The organism is Pseudomonas sp. GG8, assembly GCF_052976945.1.
This window is the reverse complement of record NZ_JBRIIP010000001.1, coordinates 1,202,192-1,220,196: the sequence shown is the minus strand read 5'-3', so window position 1 is coordinate 1,220,196 and position 18,005 is coordinate 1,202,192. Positions and strand designations below refer to the sequence as shown.

10 protein-coding genes are annotated in these 18,005 nt (G+C 57.9%); 8 read left to right on the top strand and 2 right to left on the bottom strand.

Features of this window, described 5'->3' with window-relative positions:
* Positions 1 to 237 precede the first annotated feature (237 nt).
* Together mprF and ACVBEG_RS05875 are read left to right on the top strand one after the other, a co-directional pair.
* The gene (gene mprF / locus ACVBEG_RS05880) at positions 238 to 2,880 is read left to right on the top strand and encodes a bifunctional lysylphosphatidylglycerol flippase/synthetase MprF (protein ID WP_447107445.1); all 2,643 of its coding nucleotides are present in this window, start codon (positions 238 to 240) and stop codon (positions 2,878 to 2,880) included.
* A complete protein-coding gene (locus tag ACVBEG_RS05875) occupies positions 2,880 to 4,169 on the top strand; it encodes a virulence factor family protein (protein WP_323565966.1) in 1,290 nt (429 codons plus the stop codon). The genes mprF and ACVBEG_RS05875 overlap by 1 nt, the downstream gene beginning before the upstream one ends.
* A 91-nt stretch (positions 4,170 to 4,260) precedes the next feature.
* Here the strand turns inward: ACVBEG_RS05875 and ACVBEG_RS05870 are convergent, their stop codons facing one another.
* Entirely contained in the window at positions 4,261 to 6,159 is a 1,899-nt protein-coding gene (locus ACVBEG_RS05870; protein WP_322180406.1) for a potassium transporter Kup, read from the bottom strand.
* A gap of 269 nt (positions 6,160 to 6,428) precedes the next feature.
* Between ACVBEG_RS05870 and rimO the strand changes: the two genes are divergently transcribed.
* The 6 genes from rimO to ACVBEG_RS05840 all read left to right on the top strand — a co-directional run bounded on the left by rimO (position 6,429) and on the right by ACVBEG_RS05840 (position 15,846).
* Positions 6,429 to 7,766 carry a 30S ribosomal protein S12 methylthiotransferase RimO gene (rimO, locus tag ACVBEG_RS05865; protein ID WP_322180408.1) on the top strand — a complete coding sequence of 446 codons (1,338 nt, stop codon included), beginning with the start codon at positions 6,429 to 6,431 and terminating at the stop codon, positions 7,764 to 7,766.
* A 158-nt stretch (positions 7,767 to 7,924) separates the two neighbouring features.
* The gene (locus tag ACVBEG_RS05860) at positions 7,925 to 8,797 is read left to right on the top strand and encodes a DUF4123 domain-containing protein (RefSeq protein ID WP_323565967.1); all 873 of its coding nucleotides are present in this window, start codon (positions 7,925 to 7,927) and stop codon (positions 8,795 to 8,797) included.
* A complete protein-coding gene (locus ACVBEG_RS05855) occupies positions 8,794 to 12,342 on the top strand; it encodes a toxin VasX (protein ID WP_447107444.1) in 3,549 nt (1,182 codons plus the stop codon). Before ACVBEG_RS05860 ends, ACVBEG_RS05855 begins: the two co-directional genes overlap by 4 nt.
* Positions 12,343 to 12,580: 238 nt before the next feature.
* Positions 12,581 to 13,525 carry a hypothetical protein gene (locus ACVBEG_RS05850; RefSeq protein WP_447107443.1) on the top strand — a complete coding sequence of 315 codons (945 nt, stop codon included), beginning with the start codon at positions 12,581 to 12,583 and terminating at the stop codon, positions 13,523 to 13,525.
* Position 13,526: 1 nt separating this feature from the next.
* On the top strand, positions 13,527 to 14,717 hold the full coding sequence (locus ACVBEG_RS05845) for a hypothetical protein (RefSeq protein ID WP_323568076.1): 1,191 nt from the start codon (positions 13,527 to 13,529) through the stop codon (positions 14,715 to 14,717).
* 337 nt (positions 14,718 to 15,054) lie between these two features.
* Complete coding sequence (locus ACVBEG_RS05840; protein ID WP_447107442.1) at positions 15,055 to 15,846, top strand: hypothetical protein; 792 nt, start codon at positions 15,055 to 15,057, stop codon at positions 15,844 to 15,846.
* Positions 15,847 to 15,882: 36 nt separating this feature from the next.
* Here the strand turns inward: ACVBEG_RS05840 and ACVBEG_RS05835 are convergent, their stop codons facing one another.
* Positions 15,883 to 17,955 carry a type VI secretion system Vgr family protein gene (locus tag ACVBEG_RS05835; protein WP_447107441.1) on the bottom strand — a complete coding sequence of 691 codons (2,073 nt, stop codon included), beginning with the start codon at positions 17,953 to 17,955 and terminating at the stop codon, positions 15,883 to 15,885.
* Positions 17,956 to 18,005: the final 50 nt, after the last annotated feature.

Below are 18,005 nucleotides of genomic sequence, written 5' to 3'. Positions count from 1 at the left end.
GAAAGAGTGGCCTTTTTTGTGTCTGACCGAAAAGCATCGGAACAGTGGTCAGAAATGCTTGTCAGAATTGTCGATCCAGAGGATAGGTGTCTATCGGCTAAACAGCCGGCTGAAACGAATCCGCTACATTCGCCCTGTAGACTGTGACACGCTAATATCTCGAAATATTTTCTGCGTAGGGATTGGTAACTTGTCTGTATACCTCCATCCTGTCGCGCACGATCCAAGGAGTGATTGATGCGCGCCAATTCGTCCGATTCCAATGAACCTGTCACCGCCACTCAACCGATTGCGCCGACTCGTTTGCACTGGTTGGAACTGCTGAGCAAATATCGCCAACCCTTGGGCCTTGCGGTAACGTTGCTCCTGTTCTCTATTGCACTGATCGCCTGTCGTCATCTGTTGAGTGAGCTGGACCTCTACGCCCTGCACGATTCGCTGCTGAGCGTTCCGCTGCCCGCATTAGCCGGCGCCTTGGTCGCGACTGTCGTTGGCTTTGTGGTACTACTGGGCTATGAGTGGTCGGCCAGTCGTTACGCCAATGTTCAACTCCCTGCTCGTACGCTGGTCCTCGGCGGCTTTACCGCGTTTGCGATTGGTAACGCAGTAGGGCTGTCGCTGCTGTCTGGCGGGTCGGTTCGTTACCGGCTTTACGCTCGCCATGGTCTGGGCGCTGTAGAAGTCGCGCGCATGACCTTATTTGCCAGCCTTTCATTGGGCTGCGCCCTGCCCCCGCTTGCCGCCTTGGCGACCTTGAGCAATCTGCCGGCTGCTTCCGTTGCCCTGCATTTGCACACGTCAGTGCTTGCGTCGGTGGCCGTGACAATTCTCGCACTCAGTGCATTGTTAGCGGTGGGCATCTACCGCCGCCGTCTGCCCGAACAACCGATCCCGCATAACCTGCTGGTCCGTGCGGGGCGTCGCACTCTTCGTCTGCCCGGCCTGAACCTGACGTTGATGCAATTGGTTATCACTGCGCTGGACGTAGGCGCTGCAGCCATCGTGCTCTATTTGCTATTGCCCGACGCCCCCCCCTTTGGTGCCTTCTTGCTGGTTTACCTGCTTGCTCTGGCTGCAGGCGTGCTCAGCCATGTGCCAGGTGGTGTAGGCGTGTTCGAGGCGATTTTACTCGCCGCCTTTGCCGACCAACTGGGCGCTGCACCCTTGGCAGCCGCCTTGCTGCTTTATCGCCTGATTTATGTGGTCCTGCCGTTATTGCTGGCGTGCGTGGCATTGCTGGTCACCGAAGCCCAACGCGTTTTGCCGACCCGCAAAGCTATACGCGTTGCTTCGGGTCTGGCTGCGCCGATCCTGGCGTTGCTGGTGTTTCTGTCGGGTGTGGTCCTGTTGTTTTCCGGTGCCACGCCTGAAATCGATACGCGCTTGAAACACGTTGGCTTTTTAATCCCACATCGCCTGATTGATGCCTCGCACTTCGGCGCCAGTTTGATTGGCGTATTGTGCTTGTTGCTGGCCCAAGGTCTGCGCCGGCGTCTATCGGCGGCGTGGATGCTGACGACGGTGTTACTCGTGGTCGGCGCAGTGCTGTCTCTGCTCAAGGGCTTCGACTGGGAAGAGGCCAGTCTGCTGACCCTGACCGCCGGGCTGCTGGGGATCTTCCGGCATTCGTTCTATCGGCCCAGCCGCTTGCTTGAGTTGCCATTCTCGCCGCTGTATCTGGTGGCCAGCACGTGCGTGCTGGGAGCGTCGATCTGGTTGCTCTTGTTCGCCTATCAGGACGTACCGTACAGCCATCAGCTCTGGTGGCAATTCACCCTCAACTCCGATGCCCCGCGGGCCTTGCGTTCAGCCTTGGGCAGCGCGGTATTGCTGGTGATCGTTTCACTGACCTGGCTATTGCGTACCGCACGTCCGGTCATTACCTTGCCCAATGCCGAAGAACTGGGCAAAGCCGCCGAGATCGTGAATGCTTCCGATCAGCCCGATGGCGGCCTTGTACTGACCGGTGACAAAGCAATACTGCTACACCCTAGTGGCAAGGCCTTCTTGATGTACGCACGTCGTGGCCGAAGCCTGGTGGCCTTGTATGACCCGATTGGCCCAACACAGCAACGCGCAGAGCTGATCTGGCAATTCCGCGACCTGTGTGACATCCATCATGCTCGCCCGGTGTTCTACCAGGTGCGCGCGGAGAATCTGCCGTTCTACATGGACATCGGCTTGACTGCGATCAAACTGGGCGAAGAAGCACGGGTCGACCTGAAGCGCTTTGACATCGACGCCAAAGGCAAGGAAATGAAAGACCTGCGCTATACCTGGAACCGCGGTGGGCGGGATGGCCTGTCGCTGGAGATCTATGAGGTTGGTCAGGCGCCGCTGGACGAACTGAAGGTGATTTCAGATGCTTGGCTTACCGGTAAAAATGTCCGAGAGAAAGGCTTCTCCCTGGGCCGCTTCAGCCCGCAATACTTGCAACATTTCCGCATAGCGATCATCCATTTCGAAGGCAAGCCTGTAGCGTTCGCCAACCTGCTGGAAACATCTCGACATGAACTGGCCAGCCTGGATTTGATGCGCTCTCACCCCGACGCACCCAAACTGACCATGGAATTCATGATGATCGGCTTGATTCTGCACTATAAAGAGCACGGTTATGGACGCTTCAGCCTGGGCATGGTGCCACTTTCCGGCCTGCAGCCGCGACGCGGCGCACCCTTGACTCAGCGTCTCGGTTCTATGGTATTCCGCCGTGGCGAGCAACTGTATAACTTCCAAGGCTTGCGCCGCTTCAAAGACAAGTTCCAGCCTGACTGGGAACCCCGTTATATGGCCGTGCCCGCCGGACTTGATCCGCTCGTGGCGCTGGCTGACACTGCCGCCCTGATTGCAGGCGGCCTGACCGGATTGGTGAAACGCTGATGATTCAACGCTACTGGCGATTTTTGCTCGCAGCCCTGATTGTTCTAGCACTGGTACTTGGCTTTTGGTTGTGGAATCGCCCTGAGCCTGAAGCAAGTCTCGAACACCTGACACTCGAGAATGGGGCAGCCCTGACCCGGGTCTTGCCCGGCACTAGCGCTAACGCTTACGTTGCCTTGGCCGTCCTGTCGGATGAAGGCCTGACGGACAAGCAACTGCTGGCACTGAGTCAGGACGCCGACGCCGAAATCGTGCAGGTAACCCTGCCCAAGGACAACTGCGCCCTACAGCAGCAAACCCTCAACGCAGGCATAGAAAAGCTCAACGACGCACCCACACTGGTCGCAGGTATCGGCCCAGGCGCAACCCTGGCCTGGCGCTGGCTGGCGGGACAAACCAACGACAAGGCTCAAGCGATCTCGGTAGGCTTCTCTCTTGAGCCACCTGGCTGCAATGACGCGCTGCCAAAAACCGCCGCACATGGACACTGGCTGGTTGCCTGGAACGACGGCCCGGATGATGCCGCTGCAACCTTCGTACGTGATCAACCTAATGCCGAGAACAGCATCAGCGACTACGACATCCACCTGCCACAGGTACTCAACAGTCAACTTCGCCACCAATTGGTCGCCGATGACAATGACGGCGGCCTGAACATTCCCGTGGTGGAGGTGCCCGCCGGACAGACGACTGACACCGTGACATTGTTCCTTTCTGGGGACGGTGGCTGGCGCGACCTGGACCGTGACGTGGCAGGTGAAATGGCCAAAATCGGCTACCCGGTAGTCGGTATCGACACCTTGCGTTACTACTGGCAGCACAAGTCTCCCGAGCAAAGTGCTCTGGACCTCGCCGAATTGATGGCGCACTACCGGCAGAAATGGGGCACCAAGCGCTTCGTGCTGACCGGCTATTCGTTCGGTGCCGATGTGCTGCCGGCGATCTATAACCGCTTGGCCCCTGATGAGCAAAAGCGCGTCGACGCTATCATCTTGCTGGCATTCGCGCGCAGCGGCAGCTTCGAGATCATGGTCGAGGGTTGGCTGGGGACCGCAGGCAAAGAGGCACCCACGGGGCCCGAGATGGCTAAGCTACCCGCTGATAAAGTGCTGTGCGTTTATGGTGCTGAAGAGGATGCCGAGAGCGGTTGCACCGAAACTACCGCCGTTGGCGAAAAGCTCAAGTTGCCGGGCGGGCACCACTTCGATGAAAACTACCCGGCCTTGGCCAGGCGCATGATCGATGCCATTGAGAAGCGCCAAGGGAAAACCTCAGCCAAACAAGGCTGATCCACACTGCCTTCGCGCCACACCAACAAAAAGTCCCCGCAGCTTTGCAGCTCGGGGACTTTTTTTGTTTCTGCACCTTACATGTCTACCCTTACATCTCTACCTGGGTGCCCAACTCAATCACCCTGTTGAACGGTAGATTGAAGAAGCGCAGATTACTGTTGGCATTCTTGAGCATGAAAGAGAACAGCCCTTCGCGCCAACGCGCCATACCTTCCAGCTTGGAAGCGATGACTGTTTCACGGCTGAGGAAATACGTGGTGCGCATCGGGCTGAAGTCCAGCTCATCCAGATGGCACAGCTTCAGCGCAGCGGGCACATCCGGTTCGTCGATGAAACCAAAATGCAGGATCACCCGGAAGAACCCCTCTCCGTAAGCTTCGACCTCAAAGCGCCGGCTCGCGGGAACGCGTGGTGAGTCCTCGTAAACTACCGTCAGCAACACCACTTGCTCGTGCAACACCTGGTTGTGCAGCAGGTTATGCAACAGAGCATGCGGCACCGCATCGGCGCGCGCGGTCAGAAATACCGCCGTACCCTGCACGCGATGCGGCGGTTGTACACGAATACTGCTGATAAAGATCGGCAGCGGCAGCCCCCCCTCATCGATCCGATCCACCAGCAACTGTTTACCGCGCTTCCAGGTGGTCATCATGATGAACAAAGCAATCCCCGCCAAAACCGGGAATGCACCGCCCTGCACTATCTTCGGCACGTTAGCCGCAAAGAACAGCCCGTCGACCAGCAAGAAGCAAAGCAGTACCGGTACGGCCAACAACGGCGGCCATTTCCACAGTAGCAACACCACCGCAGCCACCAGTATCGTGGTAATCAGCATCGTCCCGGTCACGGCAACCCCGTAAGCGGAGGCCAGCGCACTGGAAGATTCGAAACCCAGCACTAGCAAGATCACACCCACCATCAGCGACCAGTTCACCGCGCCGATATAAATCTGCCCCTGGGCAGAGCTGGAGGTGTGCTGAATGTGCATGCGCGGGATGTAACCCAACTGGATCGCCTGCAACGTCATGGAGAAAGCCCCGGAAATTACCGCTTGCGAAGCGATCACCGTGGCCAGGGTTGACAGAACGACCAGCGGAATCAGCGCCCAACTGGGTGCCAGCAGATAGAACGGGTTACGCGCGGCTTCAGGATTGTCGAGCAGTAGCGCGCCTTGACCAAAATAGTTCAGCACCAGCGCCGGCAGCACCAGAATGAACCAGGCGCGGGCGATTGGCTTGCGACCGAAATGGCCCATATCGGCATAAAGCGCTTCGGCACCAGTCAGTGACAACACCACAGCACCGAGAATTGTCACGCCGATGCCCGGATGGACGACAAAGAAGCGCACGCCCCACGCAGGGTTCAGTGCGTTGAGCACCTCGGGATGCTGCATGATCCCGTTGATCCCCAACGCAGCCAGTACCAGAAACCAGATGACCATCACCGGACCGAACAGAATGCCAATCCGCGCGGTGCCGTGCCGCTGAATCAGAAACAGCCCTACCAGCACGATCAGCGACAGGGGCACGACCCAATGTTCGACACCCTTGAACGCCAGCTCCAGGCCTTCCACCGCCGAGAGCACGGAGATGGCCGGGGTGATCATGCTGTCGCCATAAAATAGCGCCGCACCAAACAGACCGAAGACCACCAACGCACCGCGCAATCTGGGGTACGGCGAGGAGGCCCGCCGCGCCAGCGCGGTCAATGCCATGATCCCACCCTCGCCCTGATTGTCGGCCCGCAAGATGAACAGCACGTATTTAAGCGAAACAACCCAAATCAGCGACCAGAAGATCAGCGCCAGAATGCCGAGCACCCCGTCGTGGTCGACCTTTACCCCATACCCCCCAGAGAACACAGTTTGGAGGGTATACAGCGGACTGGTGCCAATATCGCCGTAAACCACACCGACAGCTGCGATCAGCAGGCCCAAAGGCTTTGCCGGATGGCGCTCTGCATCTGCCTGACTAATTGCCTGACCCATTAACCACTCCCACAACCATGACCTGGACTCCAAAAGCACGACACTGCGCCAGAGTGAGCCCCGTTTTAACAGATACCGATTAACACCATTGATGCGATTGAGCGTAACGCCGCGAAGCATAGCGCAGCACTCGTCGTAATTCTCTGCATAAAGCTGGTCAATCTACGGTCCCGCCGCTAGAATTGCGCACTTTTTGATCAGCGGCGTGCCAAACGCCCAGTCGGCACCCCAGCCATTTGCCCGGGCGCCACCCAATACCGAGGTTCGCTATGTCCACCGTCACCACGCCGTCTGCCCCAAAGGTTGGCTTCGTTTCCCTGGGTTGCCCCAAAGCTCTGGTCGATTCTGAGCGCATCCTCACCCAACTGCGCATGGAAGGCTATGAAATCGTGGCTACTTACCAGGACGCCGACGTCGTGGTGGTCAACACCTGCGGCTTTATCGACACTGCCAAGGCCGAATCCCTGGAAGTGATCGGTGAAGCCCTCGCTGAAAACGGCAAGGTTATCGTTACCGGCTGCATGGGCGTAGAAGAAAGCGCGATCCGCCTGGTTCACCCTAGCGTGCTGGCCGTTACCGGCCCGCAACAGTATGAACAAGTGGTCAACGCCGTTCATGACGCCGTGCCGCCAAACCTCGATCACAACCCGCTGATCGATTTGGTGCCACCTCAAGGCATCAAGCTGACGCCTCGCCACTATGCCTACCTGAAGATTTCCGAAGGCTGCAACCACAGCTGCAGCTTCTGCATCATCCCGTCGATGCGCGGCAAGTTGGTCAGCCGTCCGGTCGGCGATGTGCTCGACGAAGCTCAGCGTCTGGTCAAGGCCGGGGTCAAAGAACTGTTGGTGATCTCCCAGGACACCAGCGCTTATGGCGTCGACATCAAATACCGCACCGGTTTCTGGAACGGACAGCCGGTCAAGACACGCATGACCGAGTTGTGCGAAGCCCTCAGCACCCTCGGGGTGTGGGTCCGCCTGCACTACGTCTACCCGTACCCGCACGTTGATGAATTGATTCCGCTGATGGCCGCCGGGAAAATCCTGCCGTACCTGGATATCCCCTTCCAGCACGCCAGCCCGAAAATCCTCAAGGCGATGAAACGCCCAGCCTTCGAAGACAAGACCCTGGCGCGAATCAAGAACTGGCGCGAAATCTGCCCGGACCTGATCATTCGTTCGACCTTCATCGTCGGCTTCCCTGGTGAAACCGAAGAAGACTTCCAATACCTGCTCGAATGGCTGACCGAAGCCCAACTCGACCGAGTGGGTTGCTTCCAGTACTCCCCGGTCGAAGGCGCACCGGCCAACGCCCTGGGCGATCACGTCCCGGACGAGATCAAACAGGACCGTTGGGACCGCTTCATGGCTCACCAGCAAGCCATCAGCGCAGCCCGCTTGCAATTGAAAGTCGGCAAAGAGATTGAAGTGCTGATTGATGAAATCGACGAAAACGGTGGCGCCGTAGGTCGCTGCTTCTTCGACGCCCCTGAAATCGACGGCAACGTCTTTATCGACAGTGACCAGGACCTCAAGCCGGGTGACAAGGTCTTGTGCCGAGTAACAGACGCTGACGAATACGACCTGTGGGCTGAAACGGTTTAAATCAGCCTGTCGCTCGAAAAAAGCCCTGCCCTTCAACTGGCAGGGCTTTTTTGCAACTTAGGGAAAAGTCTTACCTCCTCCCACGCCCTCCGCCGACATAACCCGCGCTCTATTCCCGTCATAGTCGTCGCTTTCGAGAAACGCGAAGGATTGTGCGAATGGGATCGGCCACTGCTAAACGGATCGCACTGCCAGAAGATTTCCCCTGGCAACAAAGCGTCGGCCTGCTGCTTGATGCGGTACAGGTCGAGAAGCTTTTGCCGCGTCTATTCGAGTGGGCCGAGACTCCAAGGGTAGACGTACTTTATCTCACCACTCGGCTTGCCGAGTTTAGAGACCTATCCCCTTGTCTTGTCCGCCTGAAAGGTGCGGGCGACCCTGCACTGGCGCAGTTCCTGGAAAATGTCGATCAGCTGTGGGGCTTCCTGCTCGTCAGCGATGAGCCTTGGGAGCAAGTGGTTGCGCATCTGCGCTGGTTGACCGTCATTGAGCATCCGTCCGGGCAAGAAATGCTGCTGCGCATGGCCTACCCGCCGGTGGCAGATGCCCTGTTTGGAACGGAATATCCAGACTCCATGCTGTTCGGTCCCTGCCAGCATATATTCACCGTAGACCTTGCGCGTAGCGGCTGGCATCGCTACACCCGCCCCGGCGAAATGCCGCCCCCGAAACACGATGCACCCTACCGGTTTAACGAAAAGCAGTGGGACAGTCTCGACGACGCCAGCTTTCGCAAACGGGTGACCGAACTCTCCCGGCACATGAAGCACTACTTCCCTGACTACCAGGCTGAGTTAACGGATCAGCAGTATCGGGAGCATCTGCAGGCGTTGGCGCGCCGTGCTGTCGAGCACGGTTTTGACTGTGAAAAAGAACTGTACCTGTACGCCAATGCCCATGGCTTTGTGGACGAACAAGGGCTACGGAAAGACCCCGACATCGTCAGCCTTTTAGACCCTAAATCCAGTTCACCCAAGGCCCAGCGCATCGAACGCATTGCTGATCTGGCCCAGAAAAGGTGCCTGCCATGACCGATTTCATGACCCCTCGCGGTCATCTGGCCAATCTGGTCGCCCAATCCAAAAGCGCCACGCCCTTCGGCGAAGTCGGGGTTTGCCCACTCATGCAAACAACCATTCACCTGCTGCCGGTACGTTACGGCCTGGTTGAAGACGGTCTCGATCCGAGCGCTGATCTGGCGATGCCTTACACGCTGCAAAGCCGCCCCTTGGGTCTACGCATGTTGCGTGACGGTTATCTGTACGTGATCGACAGCGCCACCGGCCTGAACGAGTACAGCATCAAGCAGGGGTCATTGGAACACTGGCTGTTCGACGGCAAGGAGGTCAAAGAGGATCACCGGACCCTCGCCCTGGGCGATCCTCCCGAAATGATCGTCTCCAAGAGCAGCGTCCTGCATGTCGCCTACTCGGAGGTGCAGTGGACCGTCGCCAAGTGCCGGCAGGTGCTCGATAGCGCCACCGAGCGCGAGCACTTCATGCAGTGCATCGACCTTGCGCCGGTCAACAGCGAACACATCGTCGCGCCGCTGCTGCATGAGCGGCACGCGAAGAAATGGCTGGCCGAGGTGGTGCAGGATCACGATGCCCCTCATCAAGGCCTTACCCCGGAAGAAAACATTCCGTATCTGTGGGAACACCCACCGCTGTTTCGTCAGACCTTGATCGAGGAGCTGACCAGCCAGGTCAGCGATGATCACAAAAGCGACTTCCTGTTCCTCGCCGTGCGCGACGATATCGGCGTGATGCACGACCTGGCGAACTATCAGGACAAGGTGGTGGGCTGGATCGATGACTGGGCCCGCAGCGGTCAGGAAGCGGGCCACACGGAGCGTGATTACTTGCTGGGCTGCTACATCGAATCGCTGAGCCAGATCAGTGCCGCCCACCTCAGCAAGATGGCCGAGAGCACCGATGACCCTGCGCTCAAGGCGTTATTGCTTGATCTGCAAGCGCTGCCCGAACCACAGCGCGATGAAACGCGGCAGGCGTTGCTGGAGGTGCTGAACCTTGATCCGGTTGCCAATCCGCTGCCCGGTGTTTCGGACCCCGATCATCCCCCCGACCTCAAGGCCCAACTAAAAAGCATCCAGCTCGGCCCCGTGCGAGCCATTGGCTACAACATGGTCAGCGAACTGGAAAAAGCCGTCGAGCTTTACTACCTCAAACAAAAACTTGCCGCCGCCGACCCCGACTTCATCGCTACCCACTGGCAAACCCTGGTCAAGCTGCACCGGGAACAGGATAAGCGGCTAAGAGACCTGTTGTACGGCGCACGCTGGGGCCAACGTGGGATCAACGACCTGATCGACCGTCCACGCATGGACGCTTTCCTCAAGGAGCAACGCCCCAAGCTCGCGCATTGGAACGCCCTGCTCGACCGCATCACCCACGACCGACTGGAGATGCTGACCCACAACCGTTTCCACCGCGCCGCCTGGTATTACGACGCCAACGATCTGGAGCAGATCGATCACGCCTTGCTCACCCAATACGACTGCCTGAAAGACGTGTGCCGCAGCGACACCGCCAACGACAAGGTCCTCGCCTGGCTGGATAAAAATGCGCAGCAGAGCCGCGCACTGTTTTTTACCTTGCCGCTGAGCGTACAGACCGAACTGGCCGCGCAATTCGCCTTGTTCACCAATGCGGGCTGGGGACTGCTTAAAAGCGCGCCGGAGTGGATCGAGAAGCTGAAAACGCTGTTTGCCGGCCACCTGCCGGACATCGAGACCCTGCCCCACCCCACGCAAGTCAATGCCACCGCCGCCTGGGGCACCCTCGCCCCCGCCGTGCAGTGGGGCGTGCAACAAGGGCTGCACGACTTCATGCAGGCCTTGGACAAAGGCCAGATGCCGGACATCGAGGCACTGTTTCGCTACCTGCCCAAGACCTTCGGGGTTTCGCTGCTCGACGCGGCCCGGCGCGAGAAGGTCAGTTTTCAAATAGCAGATGCCGATGACCTGAAAGCCTTGGGTGAGACGGTCAAGGAGGTGCAGGCGAAACGTAGATACCTGCGTTCCCTGAACAACAATGCCCGTCGCTATCGTGCGGAAAAAGATCACTGGCTGGCTCAAGAGTTGGAAAACCAGCGGCCTGAGACTCAACAGAAACTTAACGTTCTGGAAGAGCGACTGGCCCGGATGCTGAGCCCGATTCGTGAACTGCCAGAGGGCGCGGTTCATCTGCAAACAGCGACGGCCGGCACGCCGGGGTTGGCCTTGGTGTTTCCTCCCGAGCAGCAGGCGCAGGTGCGCTCGTTGCTGGATAACTATCGACAAGGAGTGAGGGCTGCGCCTACAGCGGGACTATTAGGGGATGGGGCTGGGCTGTTGGTGTTTGCGGCGCAGTTGGTGAATTTTGTGCAGGTGATCAGGGAGGTCAGAGCCCAACCGGGTCAGGAAAAAGACCTTGGTCCATTGTGGAGTCCTCTTTTCACTACAGTCGCAGCAGGCTTTGGGGCCGCGCAAGGGATTGCCGATACAGCGCTCGGTGCTCAAGCCGCTCAATTGGGTAAAAACCTAAAAGCGGCTGAGTTGAAGAGTATTCATGTGCAGATGGGCAAATTACACGTTGGGCTCGGACTTGTTGGATATACGGCCGGAATTGCCGCAGCCGCGATAAGTCTGAATAGCGCCCATAACAACTGGCTTAACGCCGCACGCGAGGGTAATAGCGCAGCACAAGCGGGCGCCACGCTGAGCATGGTGGGCAATAGCGGCTTTATATTGAGCAACGCCTACGGTCTTGTTGAAACAACTATAGCTGCCAGGAATGTCCTGTCCGTCGCATTTCAAACCGAAGCCCGCCTGGCAGCTTGGGCCGCAGCAGGCACACGTCTGTCCACGATATTTTTCCGCGTCAATATGGCCGGGATCCTGTTCACAGCTCTGGAGCTGTCAGGCACTTGGTTTTACAACCGCTATAACCTCAGCCGCCATGACCAATGGCTGCAGACTACTCCCTGGAGCAGAGATACGGATCGACGTTTGTCGCTGCCGCTAAGCGAGTACCAAAAAAATCTGCACGTTCAGGTCAAGGCCCCAAAAATCGAGGTATGGCCCGAGCAATCCGATAATCAGAGCACCCCATCGACGACCCGGATGGTGCTGCACCTGCCCACCACCTCCAGCGCCGATTTGATGAAGCCTTTTGGCAACAGCAAAGCCAAAACCGTGCTCCGGATAGGCGGCTATGAAGTCCGCACTCACACTACGCGAGTCAACCCGGTAGAGCGCTGGACTGTCGCGACTGACGCATTGATCCAAAAACTTCGGATCAAACAAGCGACACCCTTGGTTCTGGAGCTTGAGGCACCCACTCGCGAGTATCGCCCAACCGCCACCGAACGCGACGAGTTGGTGGTCACCGTTGAGCTCGGAGACTTTAGCCCCGAGGATGGCGTTTACTTACTCAACGTTTATCAATTCCGCGTACCTCTCGACGGCCAAGGCGGTGAGATCGCTGATAAGAACCTTGAACCTCAAGGGGAGAAATGCACTTTTTACCTGATTGATCCCCTCCAACTGCCGCAGGAAGATGACTGGTATGGCTAAACCCTCCATTAAAGGGCCTCCGCCGATCAGCCGTGAACCGTATGCAGGGATGATTGAGTCTTTCCCCAGTGGCCAAGTCATTTATTTAGCCCCGGTTCCATTGCCCACTGACAGCCCGGCTCAGGACTATGGCAATGCTGTAGGTGAAGTCAATAACACCTATATGGACTTCGGCTTAGGGTTGCCATCAGTATTTAGTTGGCAAGCAGGGCTAGGCGGTCCCACGAGCTTTTTTTTTATGACCGCTTTTTTAATGCCATTATTTGTTGGCTTGATCGTTCTGGGACTTGGCGGCGATCTAGAGGAGGCAATCAGCTTCATAACAGGCATGTTTCCTTCTGGCCTGGAATACGGTTCTATTGGCGCTGGGCTAATGTTTGGGTTGTTCATAGTCATCTCCCTCAACCACCTCGCCAAATACGAAACCCTCGTCCCCACCCGCTTCAACCGCCAACGCCGTGAAGTCTGTTTCGTCCCCACAGGCCAAACCGAGCCGATCTTCGTCCCTTGGGAATCACTCTCCGCCTGGGTCGTCCAGGCCCGAGGGGTCACCCAATATGGCCTGAACATCCAGTACGCCATGGGCCTCGGTTTTTACCATCCGCCTCACGATCAGCAGTACACCCTGGAGTTTCACTGTGCCGGTGTTGAGTTGGCCATCTGCAACTGGGAGGCGATTCGCGCGTACATGGAGTACGAAGTCCACACGCTCAAGGAAATTCAGGACCCGCTCGATCTGCAAGGCCCCAACGATCTGCCACATGAGGGGCTGCACACGTTCTACAACGCTCGCGAACGCATGCGCCGGCGGCGCAAGGCGGGCGAAGTCGGCTGGAGTTATCCGTTCTGGTGGTACCTGTACCACGTCATGACCCTCTGGACCCTGCCCAACCATCTCACCGAATGGGAGATCCGCCGCATCAAAAGCATGGGCCGCGCCGCCGTGCCCGAGGCGATGCAGGCATGGTCCGCTCCGTTGCCAGACGCTGAATGGGCCAAACCCAGCGAGAAGTTGCAGCGCATGAGCAAAATGGTCAAAGACCTGCGCCAGAAAGAGCCGCAGGTCTCGTTGATCCAGCACTTTGTTGAAGTGCAGATCGCTGAGGTGAAACGAGAGTTTGAAGGAGAGGAAGGCGGTGACGCCCTGATTGATCCCCTCCATCTGCCACAGGAGGACGACTGATATGGCTAAAGCCTCCGTTGACGCGCCTCCGCCAATCAGTCGTGAGCCGTATGCCGGGATGATCGAAAACTTCCCCAGCGGCCAGGTTATTTATCTGGCCCCCGTTCCTTTGCCCACCGACAGGCCGGCTCAGGACTACGGAAGTGCGGTAGGTGAAGTAAATGAAACCTACATGGAGTTTGGGTTTGGAACGCCATCGGTGTTCAGTTGGCAGGCAACACTAGGTGGTCCCTTTAGCTTTTTTTGTATGACTGCTTTCCTGGCTCCAGCGATATTCGGCCTAATGGGACTACTCGTAGGGGAGGATCTAAAAAGCTCCGTCAACTTTACGTTGGATATGATTCCGTCTGGCTTGAGATACGGAGCTTTGGGCGCTGGCATAACACTTGCCATATTTCTAATCACTACTATCAACCACCTCGCAAAATACGAAACCCTCGTCCCTACCCGCTTCAACCGCCAACGCCGTGAAGTCTGTTTCGTCCCCGCAGGCCAGACCGAACCGATCTTCGTCCCCTGGGAATCACTCTCGGCGTGGGTCGTCCAGGCCCGAGGTGTTACCCAATATGGCCTGAACATCCAGTACGCCATGGGCCTCGGTTTTTACCATCCGCCTCACGATCAGCAGTACACCCTGGAGTTTCACTGCGCCGGTGTTGAGTTGGCCATCTGCAACTGGGAGGCGATTCGTGCGTACATGGAGTACGAGGTCCACACGCTCAAGGACATTCAGGACCCGCTCGACCTGCAAGGCCCCGACGATCCTCCGCATGAAGGGCTGCACACGTTCTACAACGCTCGCGAACGCATGCGCCGTCGGCGCAAGGCTGGCGAAGTCGGCTGGGGTTATCCGTTCTGGTGGTACCTGTACCACGTCATGACCCTCTGGACCCTGCCCAACCATCTCACCGAATGGGAGATCCGCCGCATCAAAAACATGGGCCGCGCCGCCGTGCCCGAGGCGATGCAGGCATGGTCCGCTCCGTTGCCAGAGGCTGAATGGGCCAAACCCAGCGAGAAGCTGCAGCGCATGAGCAAAATGGTCATGGACCTGCGCCAACAAGAGCCGCAGGTCTCGTTGATTCAGCATTTCGTTGAAGTGCAGATCGCTGAAGCAAAACGAGAGAGTCAAGAAGAGGACGGCGATGACGCCCTGATCGACCTCCTCCATCTGCCACAGGAGGACGACTGATATGGCTAAGCCGCCCCTTAACGCGCCGCCACCGATCAGCCGTGAACCGTATGCCGGGATGATCGAAAACTTCCCCGGTGGACAGGTTATTTATCTGGCCCCCGTTCCATTGCCTACCGATATGCCGGCTCAGGACTATGGAAATGCAGTGAGTTCGATAAGTGACACCTATATGGATTTTGGGCTGGGATTACCGACTACATTTAGTTGGCAACTAATTGTGGGGGGACCATTTTCATGCTTTGTTATGGTCGCCTTCTTGGCTCCAATCATCTTTGGTCTAATGGGATTATTCCTAGGAGAGAATCTAAAAAGTTCTGTTGATTTTGCATTGGGTATGATCACATCTGGCTTGCAAATCGGCGCGTGGGGCGGCGGCCTCGCTCTAGCCCTCGGCATAATCATCTCCCTCAACCACCTCGCCAAATACGAAACCCTCGTCCCCACCCGCTTCAACCGCCAACGCCGTGAAGTCTGTTTCGTCCCCACAGGCCAGACCGAACCGATCTTCGTCCCTTGGGAATCACTCTCGGCGTGGGTCGTCCAGGCCCGAGGGGTTACCCAATATGGCCTGAACATCCAGTACGCCATGGGCCTCGGTTTTTACCATCCGCCTCACGATCAGCAGTACACCCTGGAGTTTCACTGCGCCGGTGTTGAGTTGGCCATCTGCAACTGGGAGGCGATTCGTGCGTACATGGAGTACGAGGTCCACACGCTCAAGGACATTCAGGACCCGCTCGACCTGCAAGGCCCCGACGATCCTCCGCATGAAGGGCTGCACACGTTCTACAACGCTCGCGAACGCATGCGCCGTCGGCGCAAGACTGGCGAAGTCGGCTGGGGTTATCCGTTCTGGTGGTACCTGTACCACGTCATGACCCTCTGGACCCTGCCCAACCATCTCACCGAATGGGAGATCCGCCGCATCAAAAACATGGGCCGCGCCGCCGTGCCCGAGGCGATGCAGGCATGGTCCGCTCCGTTGCCAGAGGCTGAATGGGCCAAACCCAGCGAGAAGTTGCAGCGCATGAGCAAAATGGTCAAAGACCTGCGCCAGCAAGAGCCGCAGGTCTCGTTGATTCAGCACTTCGTTGAAGTGCAGATCGCTGAAGCAAAACAGAAGTAAGGGCTAAAAATCAGCGGTGAAACGCCGCTTGTCACCTTAAACGCTCTTCGGGACCGGCGTGTTCATCTCGCACAACGGGCACGTCAGCTGTCCACTGAGGATTTTTTCGACTTGCCCCTGCGATGCAGCAACGCTGCCGGCAACCAGGGGCTGAACCTGCCCCGGCATCAATGGTATCGCCGCTATTCCCGGCACTGGCACCCCGCCCAACACGATCGGCACGCTGCTGAAAATCCCGGCAGGGCTGATGAGGATGTGTTGACCACCCGCTTTCAACGTAAGGCTGACGCCAGCATCAATGACGAGGTTAACGCCGGATTTGAGGTGCACCTCGAATCCGGCTTCTTTCACCAACACCTGACCCACACGGGTGTGGCTGCTGCCTGCCACCTGCAGGTGATCGCCCGCCAGCAACTGAACCTTGCGCTCGCCGGTGAGGGTCCGGTGTTCCTCACCGTTGAGTACCGAGGTGCTGTTGCCCTTGATGGTTTCCAGGCGCTGACCGCAAATTTCAGTCCGGCTGTCGTTCTGGATCAGCTGTTCCATGTCGCGCTGGGCACGCAGGTAGACCCGTTCCGCCCCGCTCTTGTCGTCAAAATGAACTTCGTTGAAACCGGTACTTGCACTGGAACTCCGGCTGCGAAAGATGCTTTTGGTCTTGTTTTCAGGCAGTCCGTACGCAACGGGGTTCAGGTTATTGGGCAAACAGCCGACGATAACCGGCCTGTCGGCGTCCCCTTCCAAGTAGGAAACCAGCACCTCCATGCCCACTCGGGGAATGGTGACGGCGCCATACCCATCGCCTGCCCAACTGGACGCAACCCGCACCCAGCAACTGGTTGTTTCATCGTCCTGTTCGCTGCGATCCCAGTGGAATTTGACTTTGACCCGACCGAATGTGTCGCAGTAGATTTCTTCATTCACAGGGCCGGTGACCCTGGCGGTCTGGATGCTGTGGATTCGCGGTTTCGGGTGCTCCAGCGCCGGACGGAACTGGACCGCTTCCGCAATGGCGGTGAAGGTGTTGCGGTACCCCTGAACGATGCGCCCGTCTTCAACCGGGCTGCTGTCGGCCAGCTCTTCGAGGACCTGCGGCTGTCTTGCTTCATGCTGTACAAAAACCAGCACCCAGTGGGTTTCAGGGGCGTAATCCTGAACCAGGTGCACGCGCGATCCACTGCGCAAAAGCGACGCATCACTCTCGCCATCCGCCAGGCGAAACCCGGTTTGATGGCGCTCAAGCGCACGCTTGGATAAAACGTCACCGCGCCTTTTTTCTTCGAAAATCCCGGGGTAGACGTAATCCTCCAGGTAGGGACCGTATTTGGGGACTTCGCCGCTCTCCCATTGCGCCTGGGTTCGCGTGGGGTTTTGCAGGCTCTGCAGCGGGATATGGGTCTGTTTGAAGTCATGGTCGCGCAGGGCGACATGGTTGGTTTGGGCCGTCAATCGCACGCCGAAGGCCTTGACCGCCGGACCTTCTGCCACCAGGCCGCTGGCCGGTTTGAACGGCAACACCTGCGGAGATTGCTGCGGGAATCGGGTTTCATCGTCGGCAAAGATCAGGCAATGACTGTCTGGCGTGTGCTCAAACCGATAGAAAATCCCCTCTTCTTCGCATAACCGGCTGAGAAAGTGCAGGTCCGACTCGTCGTACTGCACGCAGTAGTCGCGCGGCGCCACGCTCCCCGTGATGCGGTCGAACGATGCATCGGTGCCCTTCAGCATGCGATGCCCTTTCAGCACCTCAAGAATGATCTCCGGCACGGTCATTTTCTGGAACGAACGGCGATGGCTCGAATGTTCCAGAAAAGCCAGATAAGGCGCCAGCACCAGATGGTAATGGGTGAACGCCCCGCCTGTTTTGCCTTTGCGGATCGCATAAATATGACCGTGCAACCCCTGCCCTTGCGCCCCGAATCTCAGGTAGGCCGCTTTATGCAGCAAGCCGTCCAACGCGTGGGATGAGCGCCTGCTCACCAGTTCGATGTTGATTTCATAGGGTCGGCTCAGCGCCTCGGCCCCGTGAAAACTCAACACCTGCAAGTCAGTTTGCTGCTGCCCGTTGATGTCCAGAGAGAGCTTCGGGGTAAGGCCGGGATGAGACATGCGCGCATCTTCGTGTTGGAAGGGGCACGCAGTGTCATTGAAAACAGACT